18 protein-coding genes and 1 tRNA gene are annotated in these 17,520 nt (G+C 64.7%); 4 read left to right on the plus strand and 15 right to left on the minus strand.

Annotated features, from left to right (window positions below):
* Window positions 1–42: 42 nt before the first annotated feature.
* From DK366_RS07700 to rnr, 3 genes are read right to left on the minus strand one after another with little or no spacing between them, the layout of a single operon-like run.
* On the minus strand, window positions 43–330 hold the full coding sequence (locus DK366_RS07700) for a hypothetical protein (RefSeq protein WP_109124965.1): 288 nt from the start codon (window positions 328–330) through the stop codon (window positions 43–45).
* Window positions 327–1,073 carry a 23S rRNA (guanosine(2251)-2'-O)-methyltransferase RlmB gene (rlmB, locus tag DK366_RS07705; RefSeq protein ID WP_109124966.1) on the minus strand — a complete coding sequence of 249 codons (747 nt, stop codon included), beginning with the start codon at window positions 1,071–1,073 and terminating at the stop codon, window positions 327–329. The genes DK366_RS07700 and rlmB overlap by 4 nt, the downstream gene beginning before the upstream one ends.
* Complete coding sequence (gene rnr, locus DK366_RS07710; protein ID WP_109125101.1) at window positions 1,070–3,577, minus strand: ribonuclease R; 2,508 nt, start codon at window positions 3,575–3,577, stop codon at window positions 1,070–1,072. Before rnr ends, rlmB begins: the two co-directional genes overlap by 4 nt.
* Window positions 3,578–3,845: 268 nt before the next feature.
* On the opposite strand from rnr, the gene DK366_RS07715 reads away from it, so the two are divergent.
* Window positions 3,846–3,930, plus strand: a tRNA-Leu gene (locus DK366_RS07715).
* An 80-nt stretch (window positions 3,931–4,010) separates the two neighbouring features.
* Here DK366_RS07715 and DK366_RS07720 read toward each other — a convergent pair.
* The 12 genes from DK366_RS07720 to glp all read right to left on the minus strand — a co-directional run bounded on the left by DK366_RS07720 (window position 4,011) and on the right by glp (window position 13,505).
* Entirely contained in the window at window positions 4,011–5,561 is a 1,551-nt protein-coding gene (locus tag DK366_RS07720; protein ID WP_109124967.1) for a ThiF family adenylyltransferase, read from the minus strand.
* The gene (locus DK366_RS07725; RefSeq protein WP_109124968.1) at window positions 5,558–5,800 is read right to left on the minus strand and encodes a MoaD/ThiS family protein; all 243 of its coding nucleotides are present in this window, start codon (window positions 5,798–5,800) and stop codon (window positions 5,558–5,560) included. The genes DK366_RS07720 and DK366_RS07725 overlap by 4 nt, the downstream gene beginning before the upstream one ends.
* Window positions 5,797–6,396: an NTP transferase domain-containing protein gene (locus tag DK366_RS07730; RefSeq protein ID WP_109124969.1), complete on the minus strand. Its 600-nt coding sequence runs from the start codon at window positions 6,394–6,396 to the stop codon at window positions 5,797–5,799. Before DK366_RS07730 ends, DK366_RS07725 begins: the two co-directional genes overlap by 4 nt.
* Window positions 6,393–6,887: a cyclic pyranopterin monophosphate synthase MoaC gene (gene moaC, locus DK366_RS07735; RefSeq protein ID WP_255412565.1), complete on the minus strand. Its 495-nt coding sequence runs from the start codon at window positions 6,885–6,887 to the stop codon at window positions 6,393–6,395. The genes DK366_RS07730 and moaC overlap by 4 nt, the downstream gene beginning before the upstream one ends.
* Before the next feature lie 95 nt (window positions 6,888–6,982).
* Window positions 6,983–8,029 carry a GTP 3',8-cyclase MoaA gene (moaA, locus tag DK366_RS07740; protein WP_109124970.1) on the minus strand — a complete coding sequence of 349 codons (1,047 nt, stop codon included), beginning with the start codon at window positions 8,027–8,029 and terminating at the stop codon, window positions 6,983–6,985.
* Window position 8,030: 1 nt separating this feature from the next.
* On the minus strand, window positions 8,031–9,233 hold the full coding sequence (locus tag DK366_RS07745; protein WP_198651467.1) for a molybdopterin molybdotransferase MoeA: 1,203 nt from the start codon (window positions 9,231–9,233) through the stop codon (window positions 8,031–8,033).
* Window positions 9,234–9,285: 52 nt separating this feature from the next.
* Window positions 9,286–10,374 carry a molybdenum ABC transporter ATP-binding protein gene (modC, locus tag DK366_RS07750; protein ID WP_198651468.1) on the minus strand — a complete coding sequence of 363 codons (1,089 nt, stop codon included), beginning with the start codon at window positions 10,372–10,374 and terminating at the stop codon, window positions 9,286–9,288.
* The gene (locus tag DK366_RS07755) at window positions 10,367–10,867 is read right to left on the minus strand and encodes an ABC transporter permease subunit (protein ID WP_232820960.1); all 501 of its coding nucleotides are present in this window, start codon (window positions 10,865–10,867) and stop codon (window positions 10,367–10,369) included. The genes modC and DK366_RS07755 overlap by 8 nt, the downstream gene beginning before the upstream one ends.
* A gap of 9 nt (window positions 10,868–10,876) precedes the next feature.
* Window positions 10,877–11,050: a hypothetical protein gene (locus tag DK366_RS21535; protein WP_232820961.1), complete on the minus strand. Its 174-nt coding sequence runs from the start codon at window positions 11,048–11,050 to the stop codon at window positions 10,877–10,879.
* Between the two features lie 9 nt (window positions 11,051–11,059).
* Window positions 11,060–11,836, minus strand: coding sequence for a molybdate ABC transporter substrate-binding protein (gene modA / locus DK366_RS07760; protein ID WP_109124971.1), 777 nt, complete (start codon window positions 11,834–11,836; stop codon window positions 11,060–11,062).
* Window positions 11,837–11,892: 56 nt separating this feature from the next.
* Entirely contained in the window at window positions 11,893–12,246 is a 354-nt protein-coding gene (locus DK366_RS07765; RefSeq protein WP_109124972.1) for a hypothetical protein, read from the minus strand.
* Between the two features lie 2 nt (window positions 12,247–12,248).
* The gene (gene glp, locus DK366_RS07770) at window positions 12,249–13,505 is read right to left on the minus strand and encodes a gephyrin-like molybdotransferase Glp (protein WP_109124973.1); all 1,257 of its coding nucleotides are present in this window, start codon (window positions 13,503–13,505) and stop codon (window positions 12,249–12,251) included.
* A gap of 260 nt (window positions 13,506–13,765) precedes the next feature.
* On the opposite strand from glp, the gene DK366_RS07775 reads away from it, so the two are divergent.
* The 3 genes from DK366_RS07775 to DK366_RS07785 are packed head-to-tail and all read left to right on the plus strand — an operon-like array spanning window position 13,766 to window position 17,488.
* Window positions 13,766–15,415, plus strand: coding sequence for an OFA family MFS transporter (locus DK366_RS07775; RefSeq protein WP_109124974.1), 1,650 nt, complete (start codon window positions 13,766–13,768; stop codon window positions 15,413–15,415).
* Between the two features lie 22 nt (window positions 15,416–15,437).
* Entirely contained in the window at window positions 15,438–15,938 is a 501-nt protein-coding gene (locus DK366_RS07780) for a formate dehydrogenase subunit gamma (protein WP_109124975.1), read from the plus strand.
* Window positions 15,935–17,488, plus strand: coding sequence for a formate dehydrogenase beta subunit (locus DK366_RS07785; RefSeq protein ID WP_109124976.1), 1,554 nt, complete (start codon window positions 15,935–15,937; stop codon window positions 17,486–17,488). Before DK366_RS07780 ends, DK366_RS07785 begins: the two co-directional genes overlap by 4 nt.
* Window positions 17,489–17,520: the final 32 nt, after the last annotated feature.

Here is a 17,520-nt window from a genome sequence, read left to right on the forward strand (position 1 = left end):
GGGCCAGTCACACCATTCTACGGATGCCGCCTGAACGACCTGTCAGGACGTGATCTTGCTGCCCAGCTCCCGCGCTTCGCGGCGCGCACGCGCCGAATGCACGATGCCGTACACGCCAATGACGATCCATGCCACCTGCATGAAGAACGCCGGCCAGTTCATCGCCACGCCAAACACCAGCGACAACACCACGCCCAGCGCGCCCAGCACATTCATCAGCTGATACAGCAGTCCGTTGCCGTGCAGCTTGTGGGCCTGCAACAGCAGGAACGCCAGCAGTACCAGCACCACGCCGATATAGCCCGCCCAGTCATGCCATAGGAACGTCATCGCTTCTCACTCCTTTGCCGCAATGCCTCGAACAGCACGATGCCCGTCGCGACGGACACGTTCAGACTTTCCATGACGCCCGGCATCGGGATCTTGGCCACGAAATCGCAGGTTTCACGCGTCAGTCGACGCATGCCCTCGCCTTCGCTGCCCAGCACCAGGGCTACTGGTCCGCGCATGTCGATGGAGTAAAGCGAAGTGTCCGTATCGCCGGCCAGGCCGGTAATCCACACGCCCGCATCCTTCAGCGTGCGCAAGGCACGTGCGAGATTGGTTGCAGCAATCAGCGGCACGCGGTCCGCCCCGCCGGCCGACGCGCGACGCACCACCGGCGTCAGGCCCACGGCGCGGTCCTTGGGCACGATGACCATGGTGACCTTGGCTGCCGCCGAACTGCGCAGGCAGGCGCCAAGGTTGTGCGGATCGGTAACGCCATCGAGCACCAATACCAGCGCATCCTGGCCGGCCTCGTTGAGCAGGCGTTCGATGTCGTTTTCCGAACCCATCGGCGGCGCTTCATAGCGCGCGACCACGCCCTGATGCCTGGCTTCGCCGGACACGCGATCCAGTTGCTCGCGCGGGCGGTGGTGTACGGGAATGTTCAAGGCCTTGGCGCGCTCGGCCAGCTCATGCACGCGCGCATTGCGCTGGCCGTTTTCGACCAGCACTTCGCGCACGCGCGTGGCGTCGTTGCTCAGGGCGCCTTCAACCGGGTTGATCCCGACGATCCAACTGTCACTCATTTCTTGCCCTTGTTCTTTCCAGCTTTCTTGATCTTTGCGCCAGCAGCTTTGTCTGCCGCCTTCTTCTTGCCCTTGGCGACATCCTTCACCTTGGCCAGTGCGCCCTTCGCCGCCGCCTTGGCCTTGGAGAACGGACTGGCGACCATCGGCTTGTCCTGCGCTACCGCCTTGCGCCCCACGGGTGGCAGCGGCGGCAGGGACAGCGAGGGGGCAGCATTATCGCGCTCCGCAGGCCGTTCCGCTTGCCTGGTGCGTTCCTTGTTGCCCTTGGGCAGCGAGTAACGTTCGCCAGCGGCTGCGTAGTCGTAGCGCCGTTCGCTGCGCGGCGGGGTGAACCCCTCCTTGCGCGGCGACACCAGGCGGAAGTCGATCTTGCGGTCTTCCAGGCTCGCGCGAAGCACCTGGATGCGCACGTGATCGCCAAGGCGGAACTGCATGCCGCTGCGCTCGCCCTTCAACAGGTGGCGCACCGGGTCGAAGTGGTAGTAGTCGTTGGACAACTGGCTGATGTGCACCAGCCCCGACACCTTCGACTCGTTCAATTCAACGAACAGGCCGAAGGAAGTGACGCCGGTCACCGTGCCTTCGAATTCGCTGCCCACGTGCTTGGACATCCACGCGCACTTGAACCGCTCGTCCACGTCGCGCTCTGCCTCTTCCGCACGACGCTCGCGCTGCGAGCAATGCACCGCCATCGCGGCCATTTCGGTGGGCGTATAGCTATACGCCGATGGCTTGCCGCCACCGATGGCGTAGCGAATCGCGCGATGCACCAGCAGATCCGGATAGCGACGGATCGGCGAGGTGAAGTGCGCGTACGCTTCCAGCGCCAGACCGAAGTGGCCGCGATTGTCGGGCTGATAGGCCGCCATGCTCTGCGAACGCAGCAGCACCGACTGCACCAGCTCGCGTTCGGGCCGGTCGTGCACCAGGCGCAGGATGTCGGCGTAATCGCCGGGTGTCACTTCCTCCACCGGCGGCATGCGCAGCTTGAACTCGCGCAGGAACTGCTGGAGGTCTTCGTACTTCTCGGCCGGCGGCGGCTCGTGCGCGCGGAACAGGGCCGGAATCTTTTTCTTTTCCAGGAACAAGGCCGCCTGCACGTTGGCGGCAATCATGCATTCCTCGATCAGCTTGTGCGCATCGTTGCGTTCGGTGGCGCCTGCGGACTCCACTTCGCCACGCTGGTCGAGGCGGAACTTCACTTCCGGCGTCTCGAAATCGATGGCGCCGCGACGCTTGCGCTGCGCGGCCATCAACTTGTACAGGCCATGCAGGTGTTCCAGCTGCGGCAGCACGTCAGCCACCTGATGCCTGGCGTCGGGGTCGTTGAGACCAACGACCTGCCACACGAGGTCATACGTAAGGCGCGCATGCGAGCGCATCACGGCGTTGTAGAACTTGGAGCGCGTGACTTCGCCCTCCGCGTTCACCGTCATGTCGCACACCATGCACAAACGTTCGACCTTGGGGTTCAGCGAACAGATGCCGTTGGACAGCGTCTCCGGCAACATCGGTACCACGAAGCCCGGGAAATACGTCGACGTGCTGCGCTCGTACGCTTCCTTGTCCAGCGCCGAGCCGACCTTTACGTAGTGCGACACGTCAGCGATGGCGACCACCAGGCGATAACCGCCACCGCGCTTGGGTTCGGCATAGACCGCATCGTCGAAATCGCGCGCATCGGCGCCGTCGATGGTCACCAGCGGCAGCGAACGCAGGTCCACCCTGCCCTCGCGCTCGGCGGCCGTCACCTGCGGTTCCACCTGCGCGGCGTCGCGCATCACCGCGGCCGGCCACTCATGCGGCAGGTCGTGGCTGGCAATGGCCATTTCCACCAGCAACGACGGCTGCAGGCGTTCGCCCAATACCGCGCGAATAGCGCCCATCGGGCCACGGTGCGCGGTCGGCGGATCGGTGATCTCGGCCACCACGATCTGGCCGGAACGGGCGTCCATGGTCTGGCCGGGCACGATCATCACGTCCTGGTGCACGCGGCGATCGTCCGGCGCCACCAGGGTGACGCCGTTCTCGATCACCACGCGACCCACCAGTCGCGGCGAACGGCGCTGCAGCACTTCGACAATCGCGCCCTGCTTGCGGCCGCGACGATCGATGCCGACCACGCTGGCAAGCACGCGATCGCCATGCAATACGGTGCGCATCTGCTGCGGCGAGAGATAGAGATCGTCGCCGCCGCCATCGGGGCGCAGGAAGCCGTATCCCTCGGCGTTGGCCAGCACCACGCCCTGGATCAGGTCCAGCTTGTTCGCCGGCGCATAGCCGCCTCGGCGCCCCAACAACAGCTGGCCGTCGCGCACCATCGCGCCCAGGCGCTTGCGCAGTGCATTGAGTTCGTATTCGTCGAACAGGGACAGCGACTCGGCGATGCGCGCCTCGGTGAGCAGTTCGCCGCGTTCTTCCAGCAGGGCGAGAATGGCCTCACGGCTGGGAATGGGTCGCTCATACCGCTGCGCCTCGCGCTCGGCATGCGGGTCGTCCACCGTGCCCACGGGTGCACGAGAGGGATCGACCGCCGATCGCTTAAGCCGGGCGTCGCCCTTCTTCGGCGGCTTGGGGCCCCGCTTGGCTTCCTGCTGATGGCGCGGTTCTTTTTTCTTGCTCACATCCTTGCCTTTTCTTGGTTTTATGGGGCATCCGGATCGGAGGAGACGAGATCCGGAATAAATTTTGTGAAGAATAGTTGACAACCTACCAACACATGCCTAATCTACGCGGCTCACGCAGACCACTTAGCGAAGCGTGACACCTGCCCAGGTGGCGGAATTGGTAGACGCACTAGTTTCAGGTACTAGCGGGTAAAACCGTGGAGGTTCGAGTCCTCTCCTGGGCACCAATTATAGAAGAAGCCCGCAGCGATGCGGGCTTTTTCGTTTCTGGCGTTTGCGCATTGGCGCGGCTTGCACCGCGCTGTTTTCATCCAGCAACGCGCAATGCATTGAGCCCGCCAGCCAACGAATACACCTGGGGCACGCCCTCGTCGCGTAACAGCCGCGCCGCATGGCCACTGCGACGCCCGCTGGCGCACACCAGCAACCAACGCCCTTCCTGTAGTTCGTCCGCCCGCTGCACCACTTGCGCGGAAGGCACGTGCATCGCTCCCGCGAGCGGCAGTGGATCGCAAGCCAGTTCTTCAGCCTCGCGTATGTCGATCAGCTGGAAGCCGGCAACCACCGCATCGTCCAGTCGATCGAAGACGAGGTCGATGTCGTCCTCGCCGCTGAGCCGATCAAGCGCGCGTCGCGCCACCTCGACGCAACCACCGTGCACCTCGCAGCCTTGCGTCGCGTCGATCGCCAGGTGCTGGACGGAAAGATCGATCAGGTTCACCAGCGACAACGCGCCCGCACGCGGCTGCGGCAAGCCAAGCAGATACTTCAGCGCTTCCGTGGCCTGCATGGCGCCCAGCACGCCGGGTACCGGCCCCAGCACGCCAGAAAGTGCACAGCTGCCCACGGATTCGGGCGACGGTTCCTGCGGCCACAGGCAACGCAGGCATGGCGTGCCCGGCCTGGCCGCCACGAACTGCATCTGCCCTTCGTATTGATAGATGCTGGCAAGGATGAGCGGCGTGCTGCTGAGCACGGACGCGTCGCTGCTGAGGTAACGGCTGCGCATGTCGTCCGTGCATTCGACCACCAGGTCGAACTGGCGAAACACGTCGACGGCATCGCGGGCAGTCAGCGGTTGCTTCCAGACCTGCACATTCACTGCCGGGTTGAGCGCGGCTACGCGACGCGCTGCAAGTTCGGCCTTGTATTCGCCGATGTCGCGTGCGTCGTACATGACCTGGCGATGCAGGTTGCTGGCGTCGAGCCGGTCGCCATCGACGATGCCGAGCGTGCCGATACCCGCACCGGCGAGATAGCTGATCACCGGGCAACCCAGGCCGCCGGCACCAATCACCAGCACACGCGAGGCCGCCAGTTTCGCCTGGCCTGCTTCGCCCACTTCGCGAAGGCGGATCTGTCTCGAATAGTCGGGCACGAACGGCGCGGCGTGATCGTGATGATGATGGTCGTGACCTTCGTGCTCGTGTTCGCGATACACATGCGTGCACGCCACCCAGTCCGATTCACCGGTGACGTAGTGTTCCTTCTTCCAGATCGGCAGGCGATGCTTGATCTCGTCGATGATGTATCGGCACGCGCGAAAGGCTTCGTCGCGGTGGGGCGCTGAAGCGCCGACCCACACCGCCATGTCGCCAATCTTCAGATCGCCGGTGCGGTGGACACAGCGCGCATCGCTCACGCCATAGCGCGCCATGGCCTCGGCAACAATGCGCTCGCCTTCCGCCACGGCGAGATCCGCATAGGCCTCGTAGGAAAGGCCATCCACTTCTTTCCCTTCGTTGCTGTTGCGCACCCAGCCTTCGAACGCGCAATACCCGCCACTTTGCGGATGACGGAGCTGATCGCGCTGACGTGCGATATCGACCTCAACGCTGGAAAGTTCGAAACGGCTCATCCGCCTGCCACCGGTGGAATGAAAACGATGGTGTCACCTTCGCGCAGTGGACGATCCCAGCTGCTGAATTCGGCATTCACGGCCACCTTCAACGCGTCGGCCACCAACGAGAAGCCGCGGCGGACGCGCAATTCATCGTAAAGACCGCGCAGCGACGTAGCATCAGTGGTCACCTGTTCACCATTGACGCCGGCCTGCTCACGCAATTGCGCGTAGTACTGAAGGTTCACCACGGTCATGCCATCGACTCCAGCCGTTGCTGCATCGCGTCCCGCTCCTCGGGTGTGTTGACGTTGTCCAGCGCATCTCCCGCCGCGGGCAACAGTTTCGCGTTCGATTGGATCAACGCCTTGCGCGGGCAATAGCTGCCATCGACGTACCTTTGGTGCAGCAGCGCATGGCTGGCCGGCTCCCAGATGGCGCAAAGCGGTTCGGGCAAGCCGTCGTGGTTGCTGGCGAAAGCCGTGGCGGTCGCCCGTGGATCGCGCGCGTCGATCAAGTGGTGAAGCGTGTCCCGGTCGAGCAAGGGCAGATCGCAGGCGATCACCAGCCATGCCGCATCGGGAAAACGATCCTGCGCCGAGAGAATGCCAGCGACGGGGCCGATGGCATCGTAGCTATCCACGATCTGCGGAAGACCGGCGCGCAGCGGGTCGGCGCTCTGGCTGTCGCGCACGGATACGAATGCGCGTTCGGTGACCGCTTCCAGCAAGCGCCATGCCCGCAGCAGCTGAGGCTCGCCGCGATAGGCCAGCGCCGCCTTGTCCTGCCGCATGCGTTGACTGGCACCGCCACTCAGCAACAATCCATACAAGGGAGCCACGGTGTTGCTCATGCGGCCTCCGTGGCATCGAAGTCGTGCTTGCCGCCCGACTTGGCGAGCAGGCGGATCTCGCCGATCACGATGTCGTGCGACATCGCCTTGCACATGTCGTAGATGGTGAGAGCCGCCACGCTGGCGCCGGTAAGCGCTTCCATTTCCACGCCGGTGCGTCCACTGCACGACACGGTGCAATCGATGAATGCGTCCACGCCTTCCATCCGAATGGCGATATCGCACTTGTCGATGGCCAGGGGATGGCAAAGCGGAATCAATTGCGACGTGGCCTTGGCGCCCATGACACCGGCAATGTGCGCCACCGTCAGCACGGCACCCTTGGGAGTGACATAGCCGGCTTCATGAAGACGTTGCGCAACGTCGACCGGAAACGTCACCCGGGCGCGTGCACGTGCCGTGCGGCGGGTTTCCGCCTTGGCGCCCACATCGACCATGCGTGGTTGCTGCTGGTCGTCGACGTGGGAAAGCTGGGTGGGGTGAGCGGTCACGAAAAACTCCGGAACGTCGGTCAAGGGGATTATCAGCCTGTGGCGGGCCTGGAGAATTAAGAAACCGTCTACGGCGCTGCCGCGGCCTGCCGGATTCAGCCACCGATGTAATGCATCTCGATCTTGCGTGGCGCCTTGCCATGGTGCTCGGCCCGTTCCTCGCTGTAGCGGTCGTGGCGTTTCAGCCAGACCTCGCGCAGGCGGCGGACCAGCATCTCGTCGCCGGCACCGTTGCGCAGCAAGGCACGCAGGTCGGTGCCCTGGGTGGCGAACAGGCAGGTATAAAGCATGCCTTCGGAGGACAGCCGCGCCCGCGTGCAGCCGCCGCAGAACGGCTGGCTGATGGACGAGATCATGCCGATTTCGCCGGCGCCGTCGTCGAAGCGGTATCGCGTGGCCACCTCGCCGGCGTATTTGGCGGGCAGCGCATGCAGCGGCCAGCGCGCATGGATGCGTTGCACCAGCTCGGCCGAAGGCACGACCGATTCGCGGTGCCAGTCGTTGCGATTGCCCACGTCCATGTATTCGATGAAGCGCACCACCGTGCCCGTGCCGCGAAAACGTTCGACCAGGTCGATCACCGTGTGATCGTTCACGCCGCGCTGCACGACAGTGTTGAGTTTCACGCCATGGGGAAAACCGGCAGCCCGCGCTGCATCGATGCCGGCCAGCACGTCATCGAGTGCACCGCGACCACCGCTCATGCGATGGAACAGCGCGGGGTCCAGCGTGTCCAGGCTGACGGTGACGCGATCAAGGCCCGCATCACGTAGAGCGTCGGCATGACGCGCCAGCAACAAACCGTTTGTGGTCAGGGCAAGATCGGTAATGCCATCCAGCCGACGCAGTCGAGCGACCAGTTCGTCCAGGTGTGGACGAAGCAACGGCTCGCCGCCCGTCAAACGCAGCTTGCTTACGCCTTGCGTCGCCGCAAGGCGACACAGGCGTTCGATCTCGTCGAAGTCCAGGCGTTCGTCGTTGCGCAAGAAGGTGAAGTGTTCGCCGTAGGTGGATTCGGGCATGCAATACGGGCAACGGAAATTGCAGCGATCCATGACCGAGATGCGCAGATCGTGCAACGGCCTGCCCAGCTGATCGATCGGCCGTGCGGTTGCCTCGTTGATGGAATCCAACACGTTCATGTCACCACCGCCAGAACGTTGCCACCGTACCGCTGGGCGCCTTGCCCGTGCCCGGCGGCAGCTGTACGAAGCCTTGCGTGCGCGGCAGCGAGGAAAAGTCACCGGACGTTTTCGACGGTACCGGAGTGGCCATCAACCGGCCCTGGTCGTCGGTTTTCACGTGAGCTGGAACAAAGCTCACCAGCATCGGATTGAGGTCGACCTCGCCGTCGAGACATACAGTTTCGGGCGAAATCGCCGACTCGCCCTGCGCTGCCCTCAAAGCCGGAAGCGCGTAGCGCGTGGCGCAAACCAGTGCCGAGACAGGGTTGCCCGGCAGCGCGAACACCACCTGCCCTCGCGGGCCAAGGCCGAACCACATCGGCTTGCCGGGCTTCTGAGCAATGCGATGCAGCACTTTGCGTACGCCTTGCGCGGCCAGTGCCTCGGGCACGTAGTCACGCTGACCCATCGACACACCACCGGAGAGCACGAGCACATCGTGCCGCTCCAGCAGCTCGGCAATGCGCACGCGCGTCTCGGCTTCGTCGTCGGCAATGTGCTCCATCACCACCCGGTCGAATCCATGCAGGCGCAACGCGGCACGCACGGCGGTGTCGTTGGAGCGGCGAATCTGGCCTTCGCCAAGAGGGGCATCAACCTCCACCAGCTCGTCGCCGGTAGAAACGATGGCCATCGACGGCGTATTGGCCACCTCCACCTTCGCCACGCCATTCGCCGCGAGCAAGGCCATTTCCGCCGGCCCCAGGCGCATGCCGGAGGAAAGCAGCAGCGTTCCCTGGGTGCAGTCGGAACCGCGTCGATGGATGAACTGGCCGGCCATCGGGCGGCAATCATCCCGCAGGAGGTAGACATCGCCATCGCGCCGCAGCTGCTCGACGGGAATCACGCAGTCGCATCCATCAGGCAGCATGGCGCCCGTGGTGACTTCGAGGCATGCGTCGGCATCGGCAAGCGACTGTCGACGCATGCCGGCCATTTGCGAACCGGCCACGCGAAGTCGTCGCGGCATCGCTTCCGACCAGCGCACGGCAATGCCATCCATCATCACGCGATCAAACGGCGGGTGATCGTGTTCGGCATGCACGGATTGCCGGAGCACGCGGCCGACGGCATCGTCCAGCGACACTTGCCCGCTGCCGAACGAGGGCATGTGCTCGGCAATCAGGGCTTCGGCCTGGCTGACGCTGATCAGTTCGCTCATGGTGTCCATCGTGCCGGGAAAGGAATCCAGCTGCCACAGCATATCGCCATGGTCAGATGCCCAGCGCAACGGCTTTTACCTGGGCCCAGGCATCGCTGCCGGGCGCCAGGCCCAGCGCATGCCAGGAGCGGCGGGTGATGCGTGCCAACAGCAGACTGCCGCCCGCATCCAGTTGCACGAGCACCTGGGAAGGATGGTCCGCGTCGGCCACCGCGACGATCCGGCAAGGCAGCTGATTGAGCGCACTGGTGCCTACCTGGGGTACCCGGGCCACCACCACGTCGCGCGCACCGATGCGGCACCGCAGGCGTTGCCCCACCTGCTCGTGACGATAAGGCAGCCACAGCTTTCCTCCCGGGAAAGCCAGCTGGATAAGCTGGTCGTGCGCGTCGTAATCCACCACCTGCCCTTCGATGACCGCCCCCACGGCCTCACCCAGCGTCGGCGGAAGATCCAGCCGTATCAGGGTGTCCTGCAAGCTGCCCTGCGCGACGACGTGTCCGGCATCCATCAGCACCAGGTGATCGGCGAGACGAGCCACTTCTTCCACGTTGTGGCTTACATAGATCATCGGCACGCGCAGCGAAGCGTGCAGTGACTCCAGGCAACCCAGCAGATCCGTGCGCGCCGTGCCGTCCAGCGCGGACAGGGGCTCGTCGAACAGCAACAACGCGGGATCGGAAAGCAACGCGCGAACCATGGATACGCGCTGGCGCTCGCCGCCGGACAGCGTATCGACACGACGATCCAACAAAGCGTTCAGGCCAAAGCGTTCGACCAGTCCATCGCGATCCAGGTGCGCCGGGCGCCCCGCGCGTCGAAAGCCGAAATCCAGATTGCCCGCGACAGTGCGGTGCGTGAACAGGCCAGGCTCCTGGAACACGTAGCCGATGCGCCGGCGATGCGGCGGTATGAAGACGCGACGCTCGGTGTCCTGCCACACGGCCTGCCCGAAATTCACCCGGCCGACCGCATCGCGTTCCAGGCCGGCAATGGCCCGCAGGCAACTGGTCTTGCCTGCGCCCGAGGGGCCGAACAAGGCGGTGATGCCCTGCGCAGGCAGCGTCAGGTCGACGTCAAACGCCAGTGCCCCGCGGCGCCAGCCAAGCCTGGCGTGCAGTCCATGCGCCGCCTCAGTCACGTGCCGGCCTGCGCGTGCGCAACAGCGACATGGCGAGCAACGCCGCAAACGACACGGCCAACAGGCAGAGCGACAACACGTTGGCCTGATGGTATTCGCCGGCCTGCACGTGATCGTAGATGCGCATCGACAGCACGCGCGTCTGCCCGGGTATGTTGCCGCCAATCATCAGCACCACGCCGAATTCGCCCACCGTGTGGGCAAAGCCGAGCACGGCTGCCGTGACCACGCCCGGCAAAGCAAGCGGAAGCGCAACGGTGAAGAAGCGATCCAGCGGGCCGGCGCCCAAACAGGCGGCCACTTCCAGCGGTCGACGTCCCACGGCTTCGAACGCGTTGTGCAACGGCTGCACCACGAATGGCAGCGAATACAGCATCGACGCCACCACCAATCCTTTGAAGGTGAACGGCAACGCGGCCCACCCCATCGCCGCCAAGGCTCGCCCCACCATACCGTTAGGTCCCAACAGCATCAGCAGGTAGAAACCCAGCACGGTGGGCGGCTATACCAGCGGCAATGCGACCACGGCGGCCAACGGCCGACGCCAGCGCGAGCGCGTGTGCGCCAGCCACCAGGCCAGCGGCAGTCCCAGCCCCAGCAACAGCAAGGTGACCGTGGTCGCGAGCCGCAACGTCAGGCCCAACGCTTCCATGTCCGCCTGGGTCAGCAGCCCCATGAACGTGGCTCAGTGCGCCGTGTCGTCGGGCAGGTTGAACCCGTAGCGCGAAAGAATCGCCTTGCCCTGCGCGCCCTGCACGTAGCTGGCGAAATCCTGGGCGAGAGCGTTGTCCTTGCCGCGTTGCGTGAGCACGAAGCTCTGCTTCAGCGGCTCATAGAGCGACGGCGGCACCGGCACGAACGAGCCCTTTACCGTCGAGTTCACCACCAGCGATTCGGCCACCAGACCTACCTGCGCGTTGCCGCTTTGTGCGAACTGCGCGGTCTGGCTGATGTTGTCACCAAACACCAGTCGCGATTGCACCTGATCCCAGATGCCAGCGGCGCGCAACGCCTGTTCGGCCCGCTTGCCATATGGCGCGTGCTGAGGATTGGCGATGGCGATGCGACCAAACTTCGGCTGCGCGAGATCCGCCACCTGCACGCCTTTCATGTCGATGCTCGCGCTCCACATCACCAGGTGCCCGAGCGCGTACGGCACCGGCGTTCCACCCGCCTTGCCGTGATCGACCAGTTGCTGCGGGTAGCCGCTGTCCGCCGAAAAGAACAGTTCGAACGGCGCGCCCTGCTCGATCTGCGTGAGCAGGTTGCCGGACGAGCCGTACACCACGTCGATGCGGCTGTCGGGATGATCGTGGCGATAAGCCGCCACCACGTCGTCGAGCGCCTGGTGAAGATCCGCCGCGGCGGCGACGGTGATGTGATTGTCTGCGGGCGCAGCCGTCGTCACCGACGTCCACACCGCACCCAGTACCAGCAAACCTTGCAGCAGCCGACGGATCATCCCATTGCTCCTCTGGCGGTGTTTGGCAGATGTGCCGGAGAGTAGCCCAAGCCGTGTCAAAGACGGTGTTTGTCCGGGTAGCGGTGTTTCACGCTGTCGCGCACGTCCACGTCGAACCGCAATTCCAGCGGCGCGCCCTCCCCGCTTTCCAGCTGGAACGACAGGCCTTCGCGGGTGGGCAGGCGGGCGGCATGGGCGCGCACGTCGTCCAGCGGCAAGTCGATGGTCCAGGCGTCCGGCTGCCCGTCGAACCGGGCCGCGTTACTGGGCACGGCTTGCAGCGTGCACGACAGCGACATCTGCAGGGTGAAACGCGTGCGACCCACCACGGGACGTTCGCCGAGCAACACGGCCAGTTCGTCTTCGTTGACGCGTACGCGCAGGCTTTGGCCTTCGATCTGCAATTTCATGATCACGCTCCCGTTGGATACGTACCGACGCCCGGCGGCGTCCCTGGCTGCAGGCTGGCAATGCGAACCGGCTTGCCAGCATCAACGCTTTGTTCACTACCCTGCAGCATCACCCATGCATTCGCTTGCGCGAACGGCTGTATGCGAAACGGCTGCTGTTGCGCGAGCACCTGCGCATGAAGGCGGCCGTCCTCACCCTGCGCCACGCTGGCCCGCAGGAAATGCAGCAGGCCGCCTTTCAGTTGCTGCGGCGTATCCAGCACGGCCTGCATCGTGCGCTCCGGTTGCTCGCCGTGCATGGCGCGCAGCACCGGCGCAATGAAAAAGCGCAAGCCCACGGCCACCGCCATCGGCGTGCCGGGCAACGCGAAAACCAGGGCATCGCCAAGCACGGCCGCCAGCTGCGGCTTGCCGGGGCGAATGGCCACCTTGTGGAACAGCACGCGCGCGCCCAGCTGCGCCAGTGCATCCGGGACGAAGTCGTAACGTCCCATGGACACGGCACCCGTGCTGACGATCAGATCCGCGCCCACAGCGCGTGCACGATTCACCGCCGCTACGAAGGTGCCGCTGGTGTCGTCCACCGTTTCGCAGGCGAGCACGTGCGCGCCCAGCCCGGCGAAAGCGGCCACGAGATAGGGTCCGTTTGAGCCGTAGATCTGACCATCACCCAGCGCTTGCGTGGGGTCGGCCTGCAATTCCTTGCCCGTGCAGATGATGGCCACGCGCGGTGCGCGAACGACCGCGACCGAGGCCACCCCAAGCGCGGCCAGCAGCATGATGTGGCTGGGTTCGATGCGCGTACCGGCCTTGATGGTCACCGCGCCCTTGGCCACGTCGCTCCCGGCATAACGTACGTTCGCTTTCGGCGGCAGCACATCGAGCAGGCGGATGCGCGCGGGCGAACCATCCGCGTGTCGCTCAAGCAGTTCGGTGCGTTCCACCGGCACCACGGTATCGAGACCGTCGGGGAGTCGCGCGCCGGTCATGATCTCCCACGCCACGCCTTCCGATGCCCTCGCCGTATCGCCCGCGGCCTGCGAGCCTTGCACCACGTGTTCGGAACCGGCAGCCAGTGCGCCCGCGGCATGCAATGCATAGCCATCCATGGCGGAGTGATCGAACGACGGCAGGTCCATCGGGCTCACCACATCACTCGCCAGCACCTTGCCCAGCGCGCCGGCTGTTGCACAGGCCACGGCATCGAGCGGCCTGGCGTGCCGCAGCAGTCCGATCAGGGCGTCGTCATAACCGATCATGCGAAAGCGTGGCCTGGGTCGTGGCGCAATGGCGTATGTCTTCGCATGCTCCGTGTGAGCGCGGCGGCATGCAAGGGCTTTGGACGTTTCCGTTGTCACAATCCGTTGCGCCGCAGCAACACCGTGAGTGCCAATTGGGCATAGTGCGGTTTCAGTGCAGGGCGTTCGACCATGGTCGGCTGGCGCAGCCTCCGTGGCAGTTCAAAGATCGCGCGTGATACGGGCTGGGGAGCCCGGCAACCATCAAGGGGGAGATGCTCATGGTAGGTGATGCAGACGTCCTGACTTCGGCGCGCGATGACGCGCCGTCCGTGCTGTCCCGGGAACGAACGATTGCCGGGCCGCGCTTCAACCGCTGGCTGGTGCCGCCAGCGGCGTTGGCGATCCACCTGAGCATCGGCATGGCCTATGGCTTTTCCGTGTTCTGGCTGCCGATGACCAAGCTGTTGTCGGAAGCCGATCCGGCCGCCTGCGCCAACCTGGGCTTTCTCGCCCAGCTGTTCACCACGGCCTGCAACTGGACCGTGCCGGCGGTGAACCACATCTTCGAAACCTTCATCGCCGTGCTCGGCATTTCGGCCGCCATCTGGGGCAAGTGGCTGGAACACGCGGGACCGCGCAAAGCCGGCTTCGTGGCCGCGTTGTGCTGGGGCGGCGGCCTGGTGGTCGGTGGCATCGGTGTGTCGATGCACCAGTTGTGGCTGGTCTACCTGGGGGCGGGCGTACTCGGCGGCATCGGACAAGGGCTGGGCTACATCACGCCCGTATCCACGCTGATCAAATGGTTCCCCGACCGGCGAGGACTGGCGACCGGCTTCGCCATCATGGGTTACGGCGGCGGCGCCATGATCGGCGCTCCAATTGCCGTGGCGCTGATGCAGAAGTTCTCCAGCGGCGGCGTACCGGGCGTGTCGTCCACGCTGATCTGCATGGGCGCCATTTATCTCATGGCGATGATGGCGGGCGCGTTCGGCTTCCGCGTACCACCTTCCGGCTGGCGCCCGTTGGGCTGGACGCCGAGCGAGTCGACCAACAAGCTGATCACGCATCGTCACGTGCACCTCAGCCGCGCGTGGAAAACGCCGCAGTTCTGGCTGATCTGGATGGTGCTGTGCATGAACGTCACCGCCGGCATCGGCGTGCTGTCCATGGCCAGCCCCATGTTCCAGGACGTGTTTGGCGGTCGACTGCTGGGACTGGATTCGTCCGTGGTGTTGAGCACGGCACAGAAGGCCGCCATCGCGGCATCCGCCGCCGGCCTCGTCGGCCTGATCAGCCTGTTCAACAGCCTGGGGCGCATCTTCTGGGCGTCGACCTCCGACTTCATCGGTCGCAAGAAGACGTACTTCATCTTCTTCGCGCTGGGCATCGTGCTTTATTGCCTGCTGCCGACACTGGGCCACATGGGTATGGCCGCCCTGTTCGTGCTGGCGGTATGCGTGATCCTGTCGATGTACGGCGGTGGTTTTGCCACGGTGCCGGCGTACCTGTCGGACATCTTCGGCACGCAGATGGTTGGCGCCATCCACGGCCGCCTGCTCACCGCATGGTCGGTGGCCGGCGTCGCCGGGCCCTTCCTGATTGCCGCCGTGCGCCAGGCGCAGCTGGATGCGGGAGTTGCAAAGAACCTCGTTTACGATCGCACGCTCTATATCCTTGCCGTTCTGCTGCTGGTGGGCATGATCTGCAACCTGCTGATCAAACCGGTGAAGGAAACCGCGTTGATGAGCGAGCAGGAACTGGAACGCGAAAAATCGCTGCAGCACGAAGCCGTTTCGGTGTCCGCACGTGCACAGGACGCCGCCCGCGGCGGCTTTGGCGCCGTCGGTTTCGTCGCCTGGGCACTGGTAGGCATTCCGTTCCTGATCGGCGTATGGATAGCGATAAGCAAGGCCGCGGCCTTGTTCTGATCAAGATAGACAAGGTGGAAACATGAAACGCGCGGTAAACGGCCCGTCGCTGGCGGACATTCCCGAAAACATCCGCATCGTCGTACTTGAAGTGACGGAACGACTGAAAGACACCCCCGGCGCCCTGCTTCCCGTGCTGCACGGCATTCAGGATGCGCTGGGTTACGTGCCCGAAGCATCCGTGCCCCTCATCGCCCGCGAGCTGAACCTCTCGCGGGCCGATGTGCACGGCGTCATCAGCTTCTATCACTACTTCCGGCAGAAGCCCGCGGGGCGGCATGTGATCCACCTTTGCCGGGCGGAATCGTGCCAGGCCATGGGTGCCGTCACGCTGGAAAAACATGTGAAACAGCGCCTGGGCGTAGACTTTCACGAGACGACGAAAGACGGCCAATACACGCTGGAGCCGGTTTATTGCCTGGGCAACTGCGCGTGTTCGCCGGCCATGATGGTGGATGGCGAGCTGCAGGGTCGCGTGACACCCGAACGTTTCGACGCCTGGCTTGCCGCGGAGGTTGAATGAGCATCACGGTCTACGTGCCACGCGATGCCAGTGCGCTGTCGCTGGGAGCCGACGCGGTGGCCGACGCCATCGCGTCGGAAGCGGCTCGCCGTGGTATCGACGTGCATGTCGTGCGCAACGGATCACGCGGCCTGTTCTGGCTTGAGCCGCTGGTGGAAGTGGCCACGGCAGAAGGCCGCATCGCGTATGGCCCGGTGCAGGCCGACGACGTGGCATCCCTGTTCGATGCAGGCTTCCTGCATGCCGGTGATCACGCGCTCGCGCTCGGCCCTGCGGAATCCATCGATTACCTAAAACGGCAACAGCGACTGACGTTCGCCCGTGTCGGCATCGTCGACCCGCGCAGCCTGGAGGATTACCTCGCGCACGGCGGCTATCGCGGCCTGGAGAACGCGCTGCGCATGAGCGGCTCGGACATCGTGCAGACGGTGACGGACTCGGGCCTGCGTGGACGCGGCGGCGCCGCCTTTCCCACGGGCATCAAGTGGAAAACGTGCCTGGACGCGAAAGCCGACCAGAAGTACGTGGCCTGCAATGCCGACGAAGGTGACTCAGGCACCTACGCCGACCGCATGATCATGGAAGGCGATCCGTTCGTGCTGCTGGAAGGCATGACCATTGCCGGCATCGCGACGGGCGCTACGCACGGTTACATCTACCTGCGTGTGGAATACCCGCATGCGCAGCGGTCACTGCTCGCCGCCATCGCTGCCGCCGAAGCACATGGCTATCTCGGCAATGACGTGCGCGGCAGTGGCAACGCGTTCCACATCGAGGTTCGCCTGGGCGGCGGCGCGTACATCTGCGGCGAAGAAACCTCCATGTTGGAGTCGCTGGAAGGCAAGCGCGGCCAGGTGCGCGTGAAGCCGCCACTGCCCGCCATCCACGGATTGTTCGGCAAGCCGACGGTGATCAACAACGTGATCACCTTCTCATCGGTGCCGGTGATCCTCGACAAGGGCGCAGAACACTATCGCGACTACGGTAGCGGCAAATCACGCGGCACGTTGCCCCTCCAGCTCGCGGGCAACCTGAAGCGCCCCGGCCTGGTGGAACTCGCTTTTGGCACGAGCCTGCGCGAACTCATCGAAGGTTACGGCGGTGGCACGGCCAGCGGGCGGCCGGTGCGCGCGGTGCAGGTCGGCGGCCCTCTGGGTGCCTACATTCCCGCCTCCCGACTCGATGCACCCATCGACTATGAAGGTTTTGCGGCCATCGGCGGCATGCTCGGCCATGGTGGCGTGGTGGTCTTCGACGACACGGTGAACATGGCGGCGCAGGCGCGTTACGCCATGGAATTCTGCGCCATCGAATCCTGCGGCAAATGCACGCCTTGCCGCATCGGTTCCACCCGCGGCGTGGAAGTGATCGACCGCATGATGGTTAGCGACAACGCCGGTCGTCAGCGCGACGAAGTACTGCTGCGCGATCTCTGCCACACCATGGTCGCCGGCTCGCTCTGCGCACTCGGCGGCATGGCGCCCTTTCCCGTGCTCAGCGCGCTGGATCATTTCCACGAAGATTTCGTGGCTTCGGATGTTGCGAGTTGAAACGCATGTTCAACAATCTTCGCCAGGCCCAC

Origin of the sequence: Dyella sp. C11 (genome assembly GCF_003121485.1) — a bacterium.
Taxonomy (GTDB): domain Bacteria; phylum Pseudomonadota; class Gammaproteobacteria; order Xanthomonadales; family Rhodanobacteraceae; genus Dyella.